Below are 14,408 nucleotides of genomic sequence, written 5' to 3'. Positions count from 1 at the left end.
CGCGACGACAACTTCGGCAACCGCGCCGACGCCGGGCGTCCCGGCGGCGGCAAGCGCGGCCCGGGCGGCAAGCCCCGCGGTCCGCGCGGCGACGCCCAGCCCACCCACGGCCACGACCACAACCCGGCCGCCTTCCGCAGCTGGTACGTGCCCGAGGGCGTGGAAACCGGCTCCAAGGTCGCCCCGCCGCGCGCCCCGCGCGGCGCCAAGCCGCCGCGCCCCTATGGCAACAAGCCGGCGGGCGCGGCCGGTGCCGGCGCGCGTGGCCCCAGCCCCTACGGCGGCCCGAAGAAGCCCGGCGGCGGCGGTCCGCGCAAGGCCGGTGGCGGCGGTGGCGCGGGTCGTCCCGGTGGCGGTGGCGGTGCCCGCCCCGGCGTCGGTGGCCCGCGTCCCGGCGGCGGCAACCGCGGCTTCAAGCCGCGTCGTCCGGAAGGCCTGCCCTCGGACGACTGAGTTCAGTCGAGCAGCGTGAACCGGTCCGCGTCGAGCTGGGCCGGGAAACGCTCGCGATGCCCGGCCAGGGCCTCGGCCGACAGCACCACGGTGCGCACCTGCGCCTGGTCGTCGAGGTCGGCCAGGTCCATTCCCAGGAAATCCAGCGCGGCGCTGTCGCCGCTGTAGGCGAAGCCGTTGCCGTCGGTGCCCACCCGGTTCACGCCGGCCACGTAGGCCAGGTTCTCGATCGCCCGCGCCCGCAGCAGGGTGCGCCAGGCGTGCCGGCGCGCGGCTGGCCAGTTGGCCACGAACAGCAGCAGGTCGTAGTCGAAGCGCCCGGCTTCGAAGCGGTTGCGGATGAAGACCGGGAAGCGCAGGTCGTAGCAGACCAGCGGCCGGATCCGCCAACCCGCCAGCTCCACCGTGATCGCATCCCTGCCCGCCGCATAGCGCTCGTGCTCGCGCGCCATGCGGAACAGGTGGCGCTTGTCGTACCAGCGCAGGCCGCCCTCGGGCGTGGCCCAGAGCATGCGGTTGTAGACGCCCTCGCCCTCGCGGACCTGCACGCTGCCGGTGACCACCGCGCCCAGGCGCGCGGCCTGTTCGCGCAGCCAGGCCACGGTGGGGCCGTCCATGGTTTCGGCGCTGGCCAGGGCCTCGTTGCTGAAGCCCGAGGTGAAGGTCTCGGGCAGCAGAACCAGGTCGGTCTGGCCGGCCAGGGGCGCGACGAGCCCGGCGTAGTAGTCGCGGTTGCCAGCCGGGTCGTGCCAGCGGGTGTCGCCCTGCACCAATGAGACGCGAAGGTCGCGCATGGGCTCAGAGCGCCTCCAGCCGCGAAATCGCCGCATCCAGCGTGGCCTCTTCCTTGGCGAAGCACAGCCGCGCCAGGCGCTGGCCCGCGGGCGGCGTTTCGTAGAAAGGCGACAGCGGGATCGACGCCACGCCCTTTTCGATCGTCAGCCAGCGGCAGAACTCCGTGTCGGGCAGGTCGCTGACGGCCGAATAGTCGACCAGCTGGAAATAGCCGCCAGGCACCGGCAGCGGCCTGAGCCTGGTGCCCAGCAGCTGCCGGCGGAAGCGGTCGCGCTTGGCCTGGTAGAAGGCGCCGAGCTGCTCGTAGTGCTCCGGCTCGTGCTCGATCATGGCCGCGAACGCGAACTGCGCCGGGGCGAAGGTGCAGAAGGTGTTGTACTGGTGCACCTTGCGGAACTCGGCGCTGAGCGCGGGCGGCGCCACCACGTAGCCCACCTTCCAGCCGGTGCAGTGGTAGGTCTTGCCGAAGCTCGAAACCACGAAGGCGCGTTCGGCCAGTTCCGGGTAGCGCAGCACGCTTTCGTGCCGGGCGCCGTCGAAGACGATGTGCTCGTAGACCTCGTCCGAGAGCAGCACGATGCCGGTGCCGCGCAGCAGCCCGGCCAGCGCGGCCATGTCGTCGGGCGAGAGCATCGCGCCCGAGGGGTTGTGCGGGCTGTTGATCATCAGCATGCGCGTGCGCGGGCTGATCGCGTCCTTCACCCGCTGCCAGTCCACCGAGAAGTCGACCGGGTCGAGCGGCACGTGCACGGCGCGGGCGCCGGCCAGCTCGATCGCCGGCTCGTAGCAGTCGTAGCAGGGGTCGAGCACGATCACTTCTTCGCCCGCCCGCACCACGGCGTGCACGGCATCGAAGATCGCCTCGCTGGCGCCGCTGGTCACCGTCACTTCGGCGTCGGCGTCGACCTTGCGGCCGTAGCAGCGCTCCGACTTGGCGGCGATGGCCTGGCGCAGGGCCGGGATGCCGGTCATCGGCGCGTACTGGTTACGGCCCTCGGCCATGGCCCGTGCCAGCTCGTCCACCAGCCGCCCCGGCACCGCGAAGTCGGGGAAGCCCTGGCCGAGGTTCACGGCCCGGTGTTCGAGCGCCAGCTGGGACATCACGGTGAAGATGGTGGTGCCCACCTTGGGGAGCTTGGTCTCGGGGTTCATCTCGGTTCCTGTGTCGGCGAACGGCGATTATGCAAAAAACGGGGGCTTGACCGTGGTCATGGCCGCGCCCGCGGGGCTGCCGGTAGAATCGCCGCGCAATGGATGCTTCCCTGCCCGCCGACGAGCCGCTGCTGCAAGCCCGCGGGCTGTGTTTCTCGCGCAACGAGGAGCCCGTGTTCGGCCCGCTCGACTTCGAGCTCGGGCGCGGACAGGCCCTGCTGGTGCTCGGCGGCAACGGCGCCGGCAAGACCACCCTGCTGCGCGTGCTCGCCGGCCTGCTGGCGGCCGGCGCCGGCGAGGTCCACCTGGCCGGCCAGCCGGTCGATCGCGACCATCTCGCCCGCGGCAGCGCCTACCTGGGCCACCTGCCCGGCCACAAGGCCGAACTGTCGACGCTGGAGAACCTGGAGTTCGCCCGCGCCCTCGCCGGTGCGCCGGCCGGCCTGGACCTGGCCGCGGCCCTGGCCCGGGTCGGGCTCGCCGGCTACGAGGACACCCCGGCCCGGCGCCTTTCCGCCGGCCAGAACAAGCGCCTGGGCCTGGCCCGGCTGGGCCTGCAGCGCGCGCCGCTGTGGCTGCTCGACGAGCCCTACGCCAACCTCGACCTCGAGGGCATCGCCCTGGTGAACCGGCTGATCCAGGACCACGTCGCCGAAGGCGGCGCGGTGCTGCTGACCACCCATGGCGCCTACGCCGCGCCGCCGGTGCCGGTGCGCACGCTCGAACTCGCCCCCGCCCGGAGGCCGGCATGAGCGCGCCCTCGCTGTGGGCGGTGGCCCGCGCCCAGGCCCGGCGCGACCTGCGCCTGGTCTGGCGCCGGCGCGGCGACGCCGCCCAGCCGCTGCTGTTCGCGCTGATGGTGGTGGCCCTGTTCCCGCTGGCGGTGGGCTCGGAGCCGGCCCAGCTGGCGCGCATCGCCCCGGGCGTGCTCTGGGTGGCGGTGCTGCTCGCGGGGCTGCTCACGCTCGACACGCTCTACCGCGGCGACCTCGAGGACGGCAGCCTCGAGCAGATGCTGCTCGCGCCGGTGCCGCTGGCCTGGCTGGTCGCCGTGCGCGTCGCCGTGCACTGGGCCACCTCGGCCCTGCCGCTGGTGCTGCTGGTGCCGCTGCTGGCCGAACTGCTGTTCCTGCCGGGGGAACTCCTGCCGCTGCTGCTGGTCTCGCTGTTGCTGGGAACGCCGCTGCTGAGCCTGCTCGGCGCAGTGGTGGCGGCGCTCACGGTCGGCATACGACGCTCTGGTATGCTGCTGGCCCTGCTGGCGCTGCCGCTTTTCCTGCCCGTGCTGGTGTTCGGCGCCGGAAGCGTGATGGCCGCCGCCCAAGGGCTGCCCTGGGCCGGAGCGCTGCTGCTGCTGGCCGCCGGCCTGGTCCTGTGCCTGGTGCTTGCCCCGCTCGCCGCCGCCGCGGCGATCCGAATCGCCCTGACCTGAAAACGCCGCCGTGAATCCTGTCCTGCTCTGGTTCCACCAACTCGGATCACCCCCCACCTTCGACCGCTTCGCCGCGCGCTGGACCCCCTGGGGCTTCGGCCTGGGCCTGCTGGGCATGGCCATCGGGCTGTACGGCGCGCTGTTCATGGTGCCGCCCGACTACCAGCAGGGCGACAGCTTCCGCATCCTCTACATCCACGTGCCGGCCGCCTGGATGAGCCTGTTCGTCTACGCGCTGATGGCCTTCTACGCCACCATCGCGCTGGTCTGGCACATCAAGCTGGCCGAGATCCTGGCCATGGCCTGCGCGCCCGTCGGCGCCTGGTTCACCTTCGTCACCCTGGCCACCGGTTCGATCTGGGGCAAGCCGATGTGGGGCACCTGGTGGGACTGGGATCCGCGCCTGACCTCGGAACTGGTGCTGCTGTTCATGTACCTGGGCGTGATCGGCCTGTATTCGGCCATCGAGGACCGCCGTGCCGCGGCCCGCGCCGCCGGCTTCCTCTCGATCGTCGGCGTGGTGCTGCTGCCGATCATCCGCTACTCGGTGGAGTGGTGGAACTCGCTGCACCAGGGCGCGACGATCAAGCTCTTCGGCGAATCGACCATGGACGCCTCGATGGCCTGGCCGCTGTGGGTGATGGTGTTCGCGACCAAGTTCTGGTTCGTCGGTTCGCTGCTCCAGCGCGCCCGCGCCGACAACCTCGAGCGCGAGGCCGGCAAGGACTGGGCCCGCGCCGCCGCCGCGGAGGATGCCCGATGAGCTACATCGAGTACGTCGTCGGCGCCTACGCCGTTTTCGCGGCCTACCTGGCCTGGGACTTCCTGGCCCCGCGCCTGCGCATCGGCCGCACCCGCCGCGCCATCGCCCTGCGCGCCCGCCGCGAGGCCGCACGCAACCAGCAGGACAAGCCCGCATGATGCATCCCACCCGCAAGCGTCGCCTCTGGCTGGTGCTGGGCCTGGTCGCCGCCTCGGCGGTGGCCGCCGGCCTGGTCACCCTGGCCCTGCGCGAGAACATCACCTACCTGTACACGCCCAGCGAGGTCTACGCCGGCGAGGCGGCCGACCAGGCCGTGTTCCGGCTCGGCGGCATGGTCGCCAAGGACAGCCTGCTGCGCGAGGAAGGCACGCTCAAGGTCAGCTTCGGCGTGACTGACGGCGACGCGGTGATGACCGCGCGCTACGAGGGCATCCTCCCCGACCTGTTCCGCGAGAACCAGGCCGTCATCGCCACCGGCCGCCGCGTCGGCGACGAGTTCCACGCCACCCAGGTGCTGGCCAAGCACGACGAGCAGTACATGCCGCGCGAGGTGGCCGAGGCCATGGGCAAGGCGCACGAGAAGCACAAGGTCGAGACCGGCAAGTCCGGCGACGATTCCGAGGGAGGCTACTGAGTGCTTCCCGAGTTCGGACTGGCCAGCCTCGCGCTGGCGCTGATGCTCTCGCTGCTGCTGTCGGTGCTGCCGCTGGTCGGCGCGCACCGCGGCAACGCGGCCTGGATGGCCACCGCCCGGCCGCTGTCGTACGCGCTGCTGCTGGCGGTCTCGGTCTCCTACGCCCTGCTCACCTGGGCCTTCCTGCAGCACGACTTCTCGGTGGCCTACGTGGCCCAGAATTCGAACACGCTGCTGCCGGTGGCCTACCAGTTCACCGCGGTCTGGGGCGCGCACGAGGGCTCGCTGCTGCTGTGGGTGCTGATCCTGTGCGCCTGGATCGCCGCGGTCGGCGTGTTCTCCAAGGCGCTGCCGGCGACGGTGGTTTCGCGCGTGCTGGCGGTGATGGGCATGGTCGCGCTGGGCTTCCTGGCCTTCACCCTGTTCACCTCCAACCCCTTCGAGCGCCTGCTGCCGGCGGCCGTGGAAGGCCGCGACATGAACCCGCTGCTGCAGGACCCGGGCATGATCTTCCACCCGCCCCTGCTGTACATGGGCTACGTGGGCTTCGCGGTGGCCTTCGCCTTCGCGGTGGCGGCGCTGATCGACGGCAAGGTCGATGCGCAGTGGGTGCGCTGGAGCCGGCCGTGGACCAACGTGGCCTGGGCCTTCCTGACCCTGGGCATCGCGCTGGGCAGCTTCTGGGCCTACTACGAGCTCGGCTGGGGCGGCTGGTGGTTCTGGGACCCGGTGGAGAACGCCAGCTTCATGCCCTGGCTGGTCGGCGCCGCGCTGCTGCATTCGCAGGCCGTGACGGAAAAGCGCGGCAGCTTCCGCGGCTGGACCCTGCTGCTGGCCATCGCCGCCTTCTCGCTGTCGCTGCTGGGCACCTTCCTGGTCCGCTCGGGCGTGCTCACCAGCGTGCATGCCTTCGCCTCGGATCCCGAGCGCGGCATGTTCATCCTGGTGTTCCTGGCCATCGTGATCGGCGGTTCGCTGCTGCTGTACGCAGTGCGGGCGCCGCGTGAGGAAACCGGCAAGCCCTTCGCCGCCGCCTCGCGCGAGACCTTCCTGCTCGCCAACAACCTGCTGCTCACCGCCTCGGCGGCGATGATCCTGCTCGGCACGCTCTACCCGCTGCTGGCCGAGGCGCTCGACCTGGGCAAGATCTCGGTGGGTCCGCCCTACTTCGGCCTGCTGTTCGTGCTGCTGATGGCGCCGCTGGTGGCCCTGGTGCCGTTCGGGCCGCTCAGCCGCTGGCAGCGCGAGGACCTCTCGCAGCCGCTGCGCTGGCTGGCGCCCTGGGCGGCGCTGGCGGTGCTGGTCGGCGTGCTGGCCTTCTTCGCCTGGCCGCACGGCACCGCCAAGACCGCGTTCGGCCTGCTCGGCGCCACCTGGGTGGTGGCCGGCACGGCCCGCTTCGCCTGGCAGCGCCTGAAGTCCAGTTCCAGGGGCACGCGCTTCACCGCCGAGATGACCGGCATGCTGCTGGCGCACGCCGGCATCGGCATCTTCGTGGCCGGTGTGTTCATCACCGAGTCGACCAGCATCGAGCGCGACGTGGCGGCCCGGCCGGGCCAGGTGTTCGAACTGCGTGGCTATGACTTCGCGTTCCGCGGCGTGGAAAAGCGTCAGGGCCCCAACTTCGTCGCCGACCACGGCACCGTGGTGGTGAGCCGCGACGGCCGCGAGATCGCGGTGATGCACCCGGAAAAGCGCGCCTACCTGGCCGGCGGCCAGGTGATGACCGAGGCCGCGCTCGACGGCGGCCTCAGCCGCGACCTGTACGTGGCCCTGGGCGAGCCCACCGACCAGACCGGCGGCTGGGCGCTGCGCCTGTACGTCAAACCCTGGATCCGGCTGATCTGGCTCGGCTCGCTGTTCATGGCGGCCGGCGCCTTCATCGTCACGCTCGACCGGCGCTTCCGCCGGCCGGTGGCCGCGGGGGCCGGCGCATGATCAAGCGCCTGCTGCCGCTGCTGGCCTTCGCCCTGCTGGCCCTGCTGCTCGGCGTGGGCGTGATGATGAACTCGGGCAAGGACACCAGCATCCTGCCCTCGCCGCTGCTGGGCAAGCCGGCGCCGGATTTCGCGCTGCCGGTGCTGGGCGAGCCCGACCGGATCATCCGCAAGGCCGACCTGCTCGGCGCGCCCTACCTGCTCAACGTCTGGGGCAGCTGGTGCCCGGCCTGCCGCGACGAGCACCCGGTGATCACCCGGCTGGCCGAATCGGGCCGCATCCGGGTGGTCGGCTACGACTACAAGGACGAGCCGGAGGACGCCTTCCGCTGGCTGGCGCAGTTCGGCAACCCCTACGACCTGGTCATCGCCGACGTCGAGGGCCGCGCGGCGCTCGACTGGGGCATCTACGGCGCGCCCGAGACCTTCCTGGTCGATGCGCAGGGCATGGTGCGCTGGAAGTTCGTCGGCCCGGTCACCGACGAGGTCGTGCAGCAGCAACTGCTGCCGCTGCTGGAGACGCTGGAATGAAGACCTGGCTGCTGGCCGCCTGCCTGCTGCTGTTCGCCTCGGTCGCCGCCGCGTTCGAGCCGATCGAGTTCCGCGACGCCGCCGAGGAAGCGCGCTTCCGGTCGCTGAGCGCCGAGCTGCGCTGCGTGATGTGCCAGAACCAGTCGCTGGCCGACTCCAACGCCCAGATCGCCGCCGACCTGCGCGCCCAGGTGCTGGAGCTGATGCGCGAGGGCAAGTCCGACCGCGAGATCAAGGATTACCTGGTCGCGCGCTACGGTGAGTTCGTTCTCTACAACCCGCCGGTGAAGCCGGCCACCTGGCCGCTGTGGTTCGGCCCGGCGCTGATCCTGCTCGGCGGCGCCGCCGCGGTGGTGGTGGTCGTGCGCCGGCGCGCGGGCAAGGCGCCGGTGGCGGCGCCGGCCGACGACGGCCAGGAGTGGTGATGTCCGGTTTGGTGATTGCCTCTGTCGGCCTGCTGGCCGTGGTGCTGGCCATCGTGCTGCGGCCGCTGTGGAAGGCGGCGCCCCTGGTCGCGCTGGCGGTGGCGCTCGTGCTGGGCCCGGGCACGCTCGGCCTTTACGCCCTGCTGGGCACGCCCGACGCGCTCGACCCGGCCATGGTCAAAACGCCGACGACGCTCGACGAAGCCATCGTGCAGCTGGAACGGCGCCTGGCCGAGGAGCCCGGCAGCGTCGAGGGCTGGGTGCTGCTGGCCCGCAGCCGCGCCGCGCAGGAGCGCTGGGCCGACGCGGTCGAGGCCTTCGGCCGCGCCCAGGCGCTGCTGCCCGACGAGCCCGACCTGATGGTCGAACTGGCCGACGCGCAGCTGCGCGCCGCCGGCGACGGCCGCTACCCGGCCACGGCCGTGGCCCTGCTCGAGCGCGCCGTGCAGATCCGCCCCACGCACCAGCGCGGCCTGTTCTACCTCGGCGCCCACCATCTGCAGTCGGGCAACCCGGCCGAAGCCGCGGCGCTGTGGGAGCGCCTGCTGCCGGTGGTCGAGGCCAGCACCGCCGCCGCGCTGCGGCCGCAGATCGACCAGGCCCGCGCGCTGGCCGGCCTCGAGCCGCTGGCGCCGGCCCCGGAGGCGACGGCCGGCCCGACCCTGCGGGTCACCGTCCGGCTCGACCCGGCCGTGGCCGGCCAGCTCGCCGAGGGCGACACGCTCTACGTCTTCGCCCGCACCCTCGAGGGCGGCCTGCCGGTGGCGGTCAGGCGCCTGCCGGCCAGCGGCTTCCCGCTGGAGCTCACGCTGTCGGATGCCGACGGCCTGATGCCGGCCCAGAAGCTCTCCGGGCAGGCGCGCGTGCGCCTGCTGGCGCGGGTGTCCAAGTCCGGCGACGCCGGCGCGGCCCCGGGCGACCTCGAGGCCGAGGCGATCGAACTCGATGTCGCCGACGGCGCCACCGCGACGCTGGTGGTTGCTAAAGTGGTGCAATGACCGAAACCATCCCGCCGGGCACCCGTTTCGCCCGGCTCCCCTCGCCCTTCCACTTCAAGCGCGGCGGCAGCCTGTCCGGCGCCGTGCTCGCCTACGAAACCTGGGGCGAGCTGTCGCCCTCGGGCGACAACGCCATCCTGATCCTGCCCGGGCTGTCGCCCAACGCCCATGCCGCGGCCAACGCCAGCAACCCGGAGCCGGGCTGGTGGGAGGCGATGCTGGGGCCCGGCAAGCCCATCGACACCAACCGCTGGTTCGTCGTCTGCGTCAACCCACTGGGCAGCTGCAAGGGCAGCACCGGCGCGGCCTCGGTCAACCCCGACACCGGCCGCGCCTACCGGCTCGATTTCCCCGACCTGTCGATCGAGGACGGCGCCCGCGCCGCGCGCGAGGTGCTGCGCGAGCTCGGCATCGAACGCCTGGCCTGCGTGATCGGCAATTCCATGGGCGGCATGGGCGCGCTGGCCTTCCTGCTGCTGCACCCGGGGCTGGCGCGCAGCCATATCCAGGTGTCGGGCGCACCGCAGGCGCTGCCGTTCTCGATCGCCATCCGCTCGCTGCAGCGCGAGGCGATCCGGCTCGACCCGAACTGGAACCAGGGCCTGTACGACGACCACGCCTACCCCGAGAACGGCATGCGCATCGCCCGCAAGCTCGGCGTGGTGACCTACCGCTCGGCGATCGAGTGGGACGGCCGCTTCGGCCGCGTGCGGCTCGACAGCGAATGCCGCGAGGACGACCCCTTCGGCCTGGAGTTCGAGGTCGAGCGCTACCTCGAGGGCCACGCGCGCCGCTTCGTGCGCACCTTCGACCCCAACTGCTACCTCTACCTGAGCCGGTCGATGGACTGGTTCGACGTGGCCGAATACGCCGGCGGCGACCTGATGAAGGCGCTGGCCTCGATCCGGCTCGAGCGCGCGCTGAGCATCGGCGTGCACACCGACATCCTGTTCCCGCTGCAGCAACAGGAGCAGGTCGCCGAGGGCCTGCGCGCCGGTGGCGCCAATTCCGAATTCCTCGCGCTGGAATCACCGCAGGGCCACGACGCCTTCCTGGTGGACATCGCCCGCTTCGGACCCGCCATCGGCGGCTTCCTCGCCAAGCTCTGAGCCTCGCCGGCGGGCCAAAAAAAATCCCGCGAAAGCGGGATTTTTGGTACCGGTGATAGGACTCGAACCTACACGCCATTGCTGGCAGCTGATTTTGAGTCAGCCGCGTCTACCATTCCGCCACACCGGCACGTGGGCGGCGCGAGTATAGCTCAGGCGGCCGCGTCCAGGCCCAGCTGGCGCGGGGCGCGCAGGTACCAGCCGTCGGCCTCGGGCTGGAACATCGAGCAGCAGGTCAGCGCCTGCTTGTAGATGTGCAGGGAAATGGCCACCGCGTCGGCGCTGGGGTTGCGGATGGCGTGGTACTCGTGCGGCGGGATCAGGCTGCCGGCCGAACCGACGCCGGCGATCTGGGTGCCCACCGGCTCGAAGCGCACGCGGTCGTCCTGCTCCTCGCGCAGCTCGTACTGGGTGATCTCGAGCTGGCCCTGCCAGACGCCCTCGACGCACCACACGCCCGAATGGTCGTGCACCGGCGTACCCTGGCCCGGGCCCCAGGTCATCGCCACCACGCTGTAGCCGCTCTTTTCGCAGCGGTAGAGTTCGCGGCGCGCGTAATGGTCGGCGACCGGTTCGAGCACGCAGGCCGGCATCTGCACCGCGTGGGTGCGGATCAGCTCGGCCAGGCCGTTGCGGATGCAGTCGGTGGTTTCGCGCTCGCAGCCCGAGGCCACGGCGCGGTCGATCATGGCGAACAGTTCCCGGCAACCGGGGAAATCCAGGGCCTGCATGCGGGCATCCAACGTGACTGGAATGTGACGGACAGTCTAGCAGCGCCGCCGGGCCCGGGTTTGTCCCCGGTCAATGCCCCGCCGGCGGACGCGGCCAGGGCCACCAGCCCCGGCCCTCGCGGGCGTAGCGATCGGCGGCCTGCTCGAAGCGGTTGCGGTGGCTGACGCCGCCGCAGGCCAGGTACAGCAGCGGGAACAGCGGCCCCAGCACCATCGCCTGGTAGACGTGGGCCCGCTCGTGGTCGCCCAGCCGCACCCGCACGTCGAAGCGCCCGGCCGCGGCGCTGGCGTAGGTCGCCGTGGTCTCGTCCAGGCTCGCGCCGGTGTGCAGGATGACGTTGCCCAGCGCCAGGGCGCCGCCCGGGCCCCAAGGGAACCGATGGAACACCAGCGCGCCGTCGGACCAGCGCGGCCGGGCCCCGAACGCCAGGGCCAGCACGCCGGCCAGCGCGGCCAGCAGGCTCAGCGGCAGGGCCCAGGCCACCCCGAGCGCGAACCCCAGCGCGCGGGCGGCCCGCCCCACCGGCTCAGCCTTCCCCGCCCCAGAGCAGGCGCGAGAGCGCCTCGGCGCTTTCCGGGTCGAGCTGGGTGGAGGTGTGGGTCATCGAATTGATCGCCCAGCAGGCATCCTCGTCGCTGGCCCGCAGCGGGTCCCTGAGCACGCCGGCAAGCCGCTGGCCGAACGCGCCCGGATAGGCCTCGCCCAGGTGGACCAGCGCGCGCTCCCGAGCCGCCGGGTCGCGCGCCACGCGCGGCGCGTCGTGCACCTCGGCCTGCAGCGCGCGCAGGTAGAACTCCAGGAAGTTCTTGTGGTGCCGCGGCGGCAACCGCTCGAAGGCGGCGCGCACGTCGCGCTCGAGCTCGGGGTCGAAGTCGTCGCGCGGGCGCATGAGCTTGGCGCAGCTGCGCTCGGGCAGGCGCGGGATCACCGCGGCCATCGCGCGGGTGGCGCTGACCACCATCGGCCCCTCCAGCGACTGCGCACCGCGCGCCAGCGCCAGCTTGAGTTCGGCGAACAGGCCCTTGCTGGTCATGATGCCGGCGAAGCGCTTGCGCAGCTTCTCGTCGGCGTTGGCGCGGTCGATGAAGTCCTGGTGCTGCGCATGCAGCGGCGAACTCGCCGGATAGGGGTTCTCGAACCTCGGCGGCGACATGCCCGGCAGCGATCCGCCGCCCGACAGAAACTCCTTCGCGCCCACCACCACGGCCACCAGCACCACGAGCCAGACCAGCTTCTTCATTTCCGGGTTCCTCCGGGCTCTCCCCGTCCCGGGTCGGCGAATGCTAGCAGCCGCGGTCACCTTGTTGGCCCCGGCAGCGTCTGACAGGCTAAGTCTCCTTCAAGGCGCCCCCGACACCATGGCCGAACCAACCGACAACCTGCCCCTGCCCAAGCGCACCACGCCCACCTGGGAAATCGAACTGCTGCTCTCGGGCGCAACGGTGTTCGCCCTGGTGCAGCTGGCCGGCGCCCTGCCCGCCTGGGGCAACTACCTGCTGCCGCGCCTGGCCGACCCCTGGCTCGAGCTGGGCCGGCTGATGCTGCTCTACGGCAACAGCGCGGTGGTGCTGCTGTGCCTGGCCTTCCTGCTGCATCTCGGCCTGCGCGGCTACTGGGTGGCGCTGGTGGGCATGGATTCGGTCTTCCCCGGCGGGCTCAACACCGACCGCCTGCAGGCCGGGCCGATCGCCAGGTCGCTGCTGGAAAAGCGCTGGACCAACATGGACGACGCCATCGAGCGCGCCGACAACCGCGCCACGGTCGTCTTCGGCCTCGGCCTGGGCCTGGCCCTGGTGCTGGCGACGGTGACCGTCGCGGCCTTGCTGCTGTTCCTCGTGTCGCTGGCCATCGCCTCGCTGCTGGGCGACAGCCGCCTGGCCACCGGCATCCTGCTCGCGCTGATGGCGCTCTGGATCGGGCCCCAACTGGCGGCTGGCTACGCCGACCGACTGTTCGGCCACCGCCTGCGCCCCGGCGGCCTTCCCTGGCGGATCCTGCGCGGTACGCTCTCGGCCTATTCCTGGGCCGGGATGAGCCGCGAATCGAGCCCGCTGGTCACGATCTACTCGAGCAACGTCGGCGAGAAGCGCAGCACCTGGGTGGTGGCAGTGGTGATGGTGTGCGTCACCGTCCTGAGCATCGCACTGGCGGCGGCCTACGACGACGACCTCGGCCCGGGCAGTTACGGGCTGTTCCCCGAAGGCCAGCGCGACGCGACGCGCGCCGTTCGCCACCACCACTACGCCTCGCGGCACGAACCCGGGCAGACGCCCGGCCTGCCCTTCATCCCCGACCTGGTGGCGCGCGACCGCTACCTGCCGCTGGTGGTCCCCTACGTGCCGACCGCGCACGCGCACCTGCTCGAGCGCTGCGACCGCGGCCCGGTGCCACGGGACGGGGCCGGCCGCGACGCCCGCCACCTGGCGACGCTTGGCTGCCTGGAAGCCGGCTTCACGCTCACGCTCGACGGCGAACCACTGGCGCTGGCACCGGAGGCGTTCTCCGATGCCGGGCGCGACCTGCGCGGCCTGCTCTACATGGTGCCGCTGGGCGGGCTGGCGCCGGGTCGGCACGAATTGCAGATCACGCTCACGCCGGCCGAGCCGCCGAAGGATGGCGCCGGGCCGCCAGCCTGGCGCATCCCGTTCTGGCGCTGATCAGGCCTCGCGCGCGGGGTCGGCCAGGGCCAGCGCGCCGAGCAGCACGCCCGCCTGGGTGCGGTTGCGCACGCCGAGCTTCTCGAAGATGGCGCTCATGTGCGCCTTCACCGTGCGCTCCTGGATGCCGAGCTCGTCGGCGATCTGCTTGTTGAGCCGGCCTTCGGCCACGCGCGTGAGCACCTTGAACTGCTGCGGGCTGAGCGTGGCCAGGCGCGCCGCGGTTTCGCGGTCGCCGGGTTCGGGGGCGGCGCTGGCGACGGCTTCGCGCAGCGCCGGTGGCAGCCATTCCTCGCAGGCCAGCACCGCGCGCAGGCCGGCCTGCAGTTCGGCCAGGTCGGCCCGCTTGGTCAGGTAGGCCGCCGCGCCGTAGGCGAGCGCACGGCGGATGGTGGCCGGGTCCTCGTGCGCCGAGATCATCGCCACCGCCACGCCGGGGAACTCGGCGCGCAGCGAGGCCAGGCCCACGAGGCCATGGCTGCCGGGCATGTGCAGGTCCAGCAGCACGAGGTCGGTATCGGGATTCGCGGCCAGCGCCGCCTGCACGCCGGGCAGGTCCTCGGCCTCGTCGATCGTCGCCTCCGGCAGCACGCCGCGCACCGCCTGCGACAGCGCGAGCCGGTAGAGCGGGTGGTCGTCGGCGATCAGCAGGCGGGTCATGCGGGGATTCTAGCCCTGTGCCGCGCCTCCTGTAGGAGCGCCTTCAGGCGCGAAGGCGCTCCTTGGCCGAAGGCAAAGGCAAGAGCAAAAGATTCGCGCCTGAAGGCGCTCCTACGGTGAGCGCTGAGCG

The 14,408-nt window shown here is 72.1% G+C and carries 17 protein-coding genes, 1 tRNA gene and 1 pseudogene; 12 read left to right on the top strand and 7 right to left on the bottom strand.

All coding sequences use genetic code 11. The annotated features are described in order from the left end of the window. Positions 1–453: pseudogene (locus C6N40_RS14160) on the top strand (pseudouridine synthase); the annotation flags it as partial. A gap of 2 nt (positions 454–455) precedes the next feature. On the opposite strand, the gene C6N40_RS13225 reads toward C6N40_RS14160, so the two are convergent. Together C6N40_RS13225 and C6N40_RS13220 are read right to left on the bottom strand one after the other, a co-directional pair. Then, positions 456–1,247, bottom strand: a complete 792-nt coding sequence (locus C6N40_RS13225) for an amidohydrolase (RefSeq protein WP_106991500.1) — start codon at positions 1,245–1,247, stop codon at positions 456–458. 4 nt (positions 1,248–1,251) lie between these two features. After that, complete coding sequence (locus tag C6N40_RS13220) at positions 1,252–2,400, bottom strand: pyridoxal phosphate-dependent aminotransferase (RefSeq protein ID WP_106991499.1); 1,149 nt, start codon at positions 2,398–2,400, stop codon at positions 1,252–1,254. A gap of 98 nt (positions 2,401–2,498) precedes the next feature. Between C6N40_RS13220 and ccmA the strand changes: the two genes are divergently transcribed. From ccmA to metX, 10 genes are read left to right on the top strand one after another with little or no spacing between them, the layout of a single operon-like run. Beyond that, a complete protein-coding gene (gene ccmA, locus C6N40_RS13215) occupies positions 2,499–3,152 on the top strand; it encodes a heme ABC exporter ATP-binding protein CcmA (RefSeq protein ID WP_106991498.1) in 654 nt (217 codons plus the stop codon). Continuing rightward, on the top strand, positions 3,149–3,832 hold the full coding sequence (ccmB, locus tag C6N40_RS13210; RefSeq protein WP_106991497.1) for a heme exporter protein CcmB: 684 nt from the start codon (positions 3,149–3,151) through the stop codon (positions 3,830–3,832). Before ccmA ends, ccmB begins: the two co-directional genes overlap by 4 nt. 10 nt (positions 3,833–3,842) lie before the next feature. After that, positions 3,843–4,595, top strand: coding sequence for a heme ABC transporter permease (locus C6N40_RS13205; protein WP_106991496.1), 753 nt, complete (start codon positions 3,843–3,845; stop codon positions 4,593–4,595). Continuing rightward, positions 4,592–4,753 carry a heme exporter protein CcmD gene (gene ccmD, locus C6N40_RS13200; protein ID WP_106991495.1) on the top strand — a complete coding sequence of 54 codons (162 nt, stop codon included), beginning with the start codon at positions 4,592–4,594 and terminating at the stop codon, positions 4,751–4,753. The genes C6N40_RS13205 and ccmD overlap by 4 nt, the downstream gene beginning before the upstream one ends. After that, positions 4,753–5,229, top strand: a complete 477-nt coding sequence (ccmE, locus tag C6N40_RS13195; RefSeq protein ID WP_106991502.1) for a cytochrome c maturation protein CcmE — start codon at positions 4,753–4,755, stop codon at positions 5,227–5,229. The genes ccmD and ccmE overlap by 1 nt, the downstream gene beginning before the upstream one ends. Then, complete coding sequence (locus tag C6N40_RS13190) at positions 5,230–7,167, top strand: heme lyase CcmF/NrfE family subunit (protein ID WP_106991494.1); 1,938 nt, start codon at positions 5,230–5,232, stop codon at positions 7,165–7,167. Beyond that, the gene (locus C6N40_RS13185; protein ID WP_106991493.1) at positions 7,164–7,697 is read left to right on the top strand and encodes a DsbE family thiol:disulfide interchange protein; all 534 of its coding nucleotides are present in this window, start codon (positions 7,164–7,166) and stop codon (positions 7,695–7,697) included. Before C6N40_RS13190 ends, C6N40_RS13185 begins: the two co-directional genes overlap by 4 nt. Then, positions 7,694–8,122: a cytochrome c-type biogenesis protein gene (locus tag C6N40_RS13180; RefSeq protein ID WP_106991492.1), complete on the top strand. Its 429-nt coding sequence runs from the start codon at positions 7,694–7,696 to the stop codon at positions 8,120–8,122. The genes C6N40_RS13185 and C6N40_RS13180 overlap by 4 nt, the downstream gene beginning before the upstream one ends. 11 nt (positions 8,123–8,133) lie before the next feature. Beyond that, on the top strand, positions 8,134–9,120 hold the full coding sequence (locus C6N40_RS13175) for a tetratricopeptide repeat protein (protein WP_162782231.1): 987 nt from the start codon (positions 8,134–8,136) through the stop codon (positions 9,118–9,120). Continuing rightward, the gene (gene metX, locus C6N40_RS13170; RefSeq protein WP_106991490.1) at positions 9,117–10,229 is read left to right on the top strand and encodes a homoserine O-acetyltransferase MetX; all 1,113 of its coding nucleotides are present in this window, start codon (positions 9,117–9,119) and stop codon (positions 10,227–10,229) included. The genes C6N40_RS13175 and metX overlap by 4 nt, the downstream gene beginning before the upstream one ends. A gap of 44 nt (positions 10,230–10,273) precedes the next feature. Here metX and C6N40_RS13165 read toward each other — a convergent pair. From C6N40_RS13165 to C6N40_RS13150, 4 genes are all read right to left on the bottom strand, one after another. Next, a tRNA-Leu gene (locus tag C6N40_RS13165) sits at positions 10,274–10,359 on the bottom strand. 22 nt (positions 10,360–10,381) lie between these two features. After that, the gene (locus C6N40_RS13160) at positions 10,382–10,960 is read right to left on the bottom strand and encodes a cysteine dioxygenase family protein (protein WP_106991489.1); all 579 of its coding nucleotides are present in this window, start codon (positions 10,958–10,960) and stop codon (positions 10,382–10,384) included. Positions 10,961–11,030: 70 nt separating this feature from the next. Then, positions 11,031–11,483, bottom strand: a complete 453-nt coding sequence (locus C6N40_RS13155; RefSeq protein WP_106991488.1) for a hypothetical protein — start codon at positions 11,481–11,483, stop codon at positions 11,031–11,033. Positions 11,484–11,487: 4 nt separating this feature from the next. After that, entirely contained in the window at positions 11,488–12,201 is a 714-nt protein-coding gene (locus tag C6N40_RS13150; RefSeq protein WP_106991487.1) for a hypothetical protein, read from the bottom strand. A gap of 118 nt (positions 12,202–12,319) precedes the next feature. Between C6N40_RS13150 and C6N40_RS13145 the strand changes: the two genes are divergently transcribed. Further along, positions 12,320–13,618, top strand: coding sequence for a hypothetical protein (locus C6N40_RS13145; protein ID WP_106991486.1), 1,299 nt, complete (start codon positions 12,320–12,322; stop codon positions 13,616–13,618). On the opposite strand, the gene C6N40_RS13140 is transcribed toward C6N40_RS13145, so the two are convergent. Next, positions 13,619–14,278: a response regulator gene (locus C6N40_RS13140; protein WP_106991485.1), complete on the bottom strand. Its 660-nt coding sequence runs from the start codon at positions 14,276–14,278 to the stop codon at positions 13,619–13,621. It lies immediately after the preceding gene. Between the last annotated feature and the right edge of the window lie 130 nt (positions 14,279–14,408).

The organism is Arenimonas caeni, from assembly GCF_003024235.1.
Classification (GTDB): domain Bacteria; phylum Pseudomonadota; class Gammaproteobacteria; order Xanthomonadales; family Xanthomonadaceae; genus Arenimonas; species Arenimonas caeni.
The sequence above is the reverse complement of the archived record's forward strand: the minus strand, read 5'-3'. Positions and strand labels throughout refer to the sequence as shown.

What these genes read in the sequence shown, in the direction of transcription:
- metX (WP_106991490.1), top strand. Translation starts at nt 9,117, where the DNA reads ATGACCGAAACCATCCCGCCGGGCACCCGTTTCGCCCGGCTCCCCTCG.
- C6N40_RS13185 (WP_106991493.1), top strand. Translation starts at nt 7,164, where the DNA reads ATGATCAAGCGCCTGCTGCCGCTGCTGGCCTTCGCCCTGCTGGCCCTG.
- C6N40_RS13225 (WP_106991500.1), bottom strand. Translation starts at nt 1,247, where the DNA reads ATGCGCGACCTTCGCGTCTCATTGGTGCAGGGCGACACCCGCTGGCAC.
- ccmA (WP_106991498.1), top strand. Translation starts at nt 2,499, where the DNA reads ATGGATGCTTCCCTGCCCGCCGACGAGCCGCTGCTGCAAGCCCGCGGG.
- C6N40_RS13140 (WP_106991485.1), bottom strand. Translation starts at nt 14,278, where the DNA reads ATGACCCGCCTGCTGATCGCCGACGACCACCCGCTCTACCGGCTCGCG.
- ccmB (WP_106991497.1), top strand. Translation starts at nt 3,149, where the DNA reads ATGAGCGCGCCCTCGCTGTGGGCGGTGGCCCGCGCCCAGGCCCGGCGC.
- C6N40_RS13145 (WP_106991486.1), top strand. Translation starts at nt 12,320, where the DNA reads ATGGCCGAACCAACCGACAACCTGCCCCTGCCCAAGCGCACCACGCCC.
- ccmD (WP_106991495.1), top strand. Translation starts at nt 4,592, where the DNA reads ATGAGCTACATCGAGTACGTCGTCGGCGCCTACGCCGTTTTCGCGGCC.
- ccmE (WP_106991502.1), top strand. Translation starts at nt 4,753, where the DNA reads ATGCATCCCACCCGCAAGCGTCGCCTCTGGCTGGTGCTGGGCCTGGTC.
- C6N40_RS13180 (WP_106991492.1), top strand. Translation starts at nt 7,694, where the DNA reads ATGAAGACCTGGCTGCTGGCCGCCTGCCTGCTGCTGTTCGCCTCGGTC.
- C6N40_RS13160 (WP_106991489.1), bottom strand. Translation starts at nt 10,960, where the DNA reads ATGCAGGCCCTGGATTTCCCCGGTTGCCGGGAACTGTTCGCCATGATC.
- C6N40_RS13150 (WP_106991487.1), bottom strand. Translation starts at nt 12,201, where the DNA reads ATGAAGAAGCTGGTCTGGCTCGTGGTGCTGGTGGCCGTGGTGGTGGGC.
- C6N40_RS13220 (WP_106991499.1), bottom strand. Translation starts at nt 2,400, where the DNA reads ATGAACCCCGAGACCAAGCTCCCCAAGGTGGGCACCACCATCTTCACC.